Source organism: Nitratidesulfovibrio liaohensis, from assembly GCF_011682075.1.
Classification (GTDB): domain Bacteria; phylum Desulfobacterota; class Desulfovibrionia; order Desulfovibrionales; family Desulfovibrionaceae; genus Cupidesulfovibrio; species Cupidesulfovibrio liaohensis.
In genome coordinates, this window is record NZ_VSMK01000298.1 from 1 (window position 1) to 3,479 (window position 3,479).

A 3,479-nucleotide genomic window follows, 5' to 3' on the forward strand; every position below is an offset into this window, starting at 1 on the left:
GCCGCGCGCCGTCTTCCGCATTCCGGAAGGCCCGCGCCGCACGGCACCGTCGCCCCCCGGCCCCATCGGCCATCGCGACCATCCACATGGCGGGCAGCCCGGCCCCACGCCGCGCCCGCAAACCATACAGGAAGCCATCATGTCCAACGGCAAAATCCGCGTCGCGGTCTTTTTCGGCGGGCGTTCGCCCGAGCATGACGTCAGCATCGTCACCGGGTTGCAGGTCATCCAGGCGCTGGACGCCGCGCAGTACGAACCCGTGCCCGTCTACGTGGACCGCTGCGGCGTCTGGCGCACCGGCGAAAAGCTGCTGGACCGCGCCACCTACATCCCCGCCCGCGATGCCGACGGCCTGCCCGCCGTGTCGCTGGAAATCGCCCCCGGCAAGGGCGGCATGCTGGTGGAGCAGGCCTCCAGGCTGTTCGGCAAGCCCAGGCGCATTCCCTTCGACGTGGCCATCCCCGCCTTCCACGGCCCCTACGGTGAAGACGGCGACATGCAGGGCCTGTTCGAGGCTGCGGGCATTCCCTACACCGGCATGCGCGTGCTGGCGTCCGCCATCTTCATGGACAAGGCGGCCACCAAGCAAGCCCTGGCCGGTACGGGCATTCCCATGCTGCCCTGCGCAGTGCTGCGCAAGCCCGTGGGCGGCCTGCTGCCCGCGCGCGCCGACATCGAGGCCGCGCTGGCGGGCATCACCCTGCCCGGCTGCCTGAAGCCCGCGCACCTTGGCAGCAGCATAGGCGTGGCCAAGGTGGATTCCATCGAGGACATCGAGGCGGTGCTGCCGGGCCTGTTCAGGAACGACACCGTGGCCATCGTGGAGCCGTACCTGGACGGCTGCGTGGAATACAACATTTCGGTGCGACGCAACGGAGAAGGGCACGCCACCTCGGCCATCGAGCGGCCCAAGCGCGACAGCGAACTGCTGGACTTTCGCCAGAAGTACCTTTCGTCGGGCGGAAAGACCGGCAGCAAGGCGGGCGGCACCAAGAGCGCGGGCGATTCCGGCAGTGCGGGCATGCTTTCGCTGACGCGAGAGATCAACCCCGACCTGCCCGAAAGCCTGGAAGGCCGCATCCGCGACCTTGCCGTGCGCACCTACGCGGCCTTTGGCGGCACCGGCGCGCCGCGCATGGACTTCATGTACGACGCCACCCGCGACGAGGTGTGGCTGAACGAGGTGAACCCCATCCCCGGTTCGTTCGCGTTCTTCCTGTGGGAAGCGGCGGAAACCCCGGTGCGCTTCACCCGGCTGCTCTCGCTGATGATCGACGAGGCGCGGGCCATGGCCCGGCACACCGCCTGCCCGGAGGATCCGACCCCCGAGGCTGCCCGGCTGTTCCCCCGCCGGTAGCCACGGCATTCGGTCGGTGGACGCCACGGACGCTTCCGTCCGGGCAGCCTCGCGGCCTCGCCCTCCATCCCTTGCTTCACAACGAAAGGTCCGCCCACGCCAGCCGCGGGCGGGCCGCCGACACCGAAAACTGCTTCCTTTCCTTCAAGGCCCTGGTCGCAGAGGCTGATGGCCTGATGGGACATCAAACACGGCGGGCAAAGCATGACGACAACATCCATCTCCGTGCGGTTCAAGCGGGTACTGAAGATCCTCCACATTTTTTTCGCTGGACTGTGGATTGGCGGGACTGCATCGCTAGCCTTGCTGATATGCCTGTACCACCCGCAAAACCCTGAAGAATTTCATGCAAAAAGCAGCATTCTCATGCTTCTTGATTATTACATCATCGCCCCCGGAGCATTGGGATGCTCGATAACAGGATTCATATATGGCTTGAAGACAAAATATGGATTTTTCCGTTTCAAATGGATAACCATAAAATGGATAATAAATGTTTCGTTTATATTATTTGGAGCCATAATAGTTGTTCCATGGCTTGAATATTCCATCACCATCAGCACATCAATGCAGAATATAGCCGAAGAAAGTGCAAAAATAATATTTACACACATCTTAATAAACATCATTCAGTGGGCAGTGATATTGTTCATGCTGTTTCTTTCGGTGTTCAAGCCGTGGTCGGCATCGGACATGCATGATTAGGCTGCCGCACGGCGCATGACGAAATCGCGCAGCACGACAGCCTGACGCATGGTCCGGGCGCTGGCCTTCCGGAACGCCAGCCCGAAACCGGCCCGATATCCCGTTGCCCATGCGGTCACGCGCCGCCTTCCGCCCTTGCCCCTTCGCGCGCCCCCGGTGTACACCACGGGGCGCGCCACGCCGCATGCCCGGTCCCTCTTCGCCTCTTCTTTCCACCGCTGCCCGCGGCCTTCAGACACGAGGCACGCACGGGCGCAATGGCTGTCGCGCCGAACACACCACTTCGAGGCCAGCATGAATTCCGCCCCTCCGACCGTCACCCGGACAACCATCCCGCAACCAACCGCAGACGCAAGCATTTCCCCCGCCGCCGCCTGTTCCGCGCCCCCCGCGACTTCCGCAAGCGGGGGGCCATACCTGCACGTGGTGCACCTGCCCGATACGGCGCCCGCCCGCCGCACTGCGGCCAACGGCCCAGACACGGCCCCTACAGGCGACGCCACCACCCCGCGCATCGGCCCCCAAATCATCTGGGCGCACGGCTGGATGCACACCCACGCCAACCTGCTGCCGCTGGCCAACACCTGCACCCACGGGCGCGACAACTACCTGCTGGACATGCCCGGCTTCGGTCGCTCCGGCATGCCGCCCGCCACGTGGGGCACGCAGGACTACGCCGATCACGCCGCCGCGTGGCTGCGCACCCTGCCGCGCGGCAAACGGATATGGGTGGGGCATTCCTTCGGCTGCCGGGTGGGCCTGCAACTGGCGGCCCGCCACCCGGACCTGCTGGACGGGCTGTTCCTGATGGCCGCCGCCGGGCTGCCCCGCCGCCGCACCCCCATGGAAAAATTCACGCGCGGGTGCCGCATCGCCGCGTTCAAAACGCTGAAGCACCTCAACTGGCTGGGCTTTGGCGCGGAGCGGGTGCGACGCTTCTTCGGCAGTGCGGACTACGCCAACGCCGGCGCCCTGCGGCCCGTGTTCGTCAGCGTGGTCAACGAGAACCTGTCCGACGTGGCCGCCCGCGTGGCCTGCCCCGTGCACCTGCTGTACGGAGAAAACGACACGGAAACCCCGCCCTCCATGGGGCAGGATTTTGCCCGGCTGCTGCCGCACGCGCACCTGCAGGTGCTGCCGCGCTTCGGGCATCTGGACATTCTGACGGCGGGCGGCCATCAGGCCGCGTACGCCCTGGACACCTTCTGCGAGGAAATCTTCGGTGGCTAGCTCTCTGTTTCTGGGCGCGGCGTTTCTTGCGTTCGCCGTGCGGCGCTGCCTGACCTGGCTGCACATCTTCCAGCAGGAAGAATACGACGGCCCGCGTTTCCTGCGCTGGATGGCCGCCGCCCGCGCCTTCGACAAGCGCGCCACCCTGCCCCTGCTGGCCTGCTGGGGCGCGGCGCTGGCCGCGCCG

Annotated in this window: 3 protein-coding genes and 1 pseudogene; all 4 read left to right on the forward strand. The window is 65.7% G+C overall.

Features of this window, described 5'->3' with window-relative positions; translation table 11 throughout:
- Positions 1 to 1,357: D-alanine--D-alanine ligase (locus tag FVW27_RS10725; protein ID WP_243838354.1), on the forward strand; the 1,357-nt coding region annotated here is incomplete at its 5' end.
- A gap of 204 nt (positions 1,358 to 1,561) precedes the next feature.
- Positions 1,562 to 2,062 (forward strand): hypothetical protein, encoded by a 501-nt coding sequence (locus FVW27_RS10730; RefSeq protein ID WP_167125030.1) that lies wholly within the window; start codon positions 1,562 to 1,564, stop codon positions 2,060 to 2,062.
- A gap of 294 nt (positions 2,063 to 2,356) precedes the next feature.
- Entirely contained in the window at positions 2,357 to 3,292 is a 936-nt protein-coding gene (locus tag FVW27_RS10735) for an alpha/beta fold hydrolase (RefSeq protein ID WP_167125031.1), read from the forward strand.
- Positions 3,285 to 3,479, forward strand: a pseudogene (locus tag FVW27_RS10740) (UDP-N-acetylmuramoyl-tripeptide--D-alanyl-D-alanine ligase); the annotation flags it as partial. The gene FVW27_RS10735 and the pseudogene FVW27_RS10740, both read left to right, overlap by 8 nt.

Bases quoted from the DNA above. Each gene is read 5' to 3' on its own strand.
- FVW27_RS10730 (WP_167125030.1), top strand. From the start codon at position 1,562: ATGACGACAACATCCATCTCCGTGCGGTTCAAGCGGGTACTGAAGATC.
- FVW27_RS10735 (WP_167125031.1), top strand. From the start codon at position 2,357: ATGAATTCCGCCCCTCCGACCGTCACCCGGACAACCATCCCGCAACCA.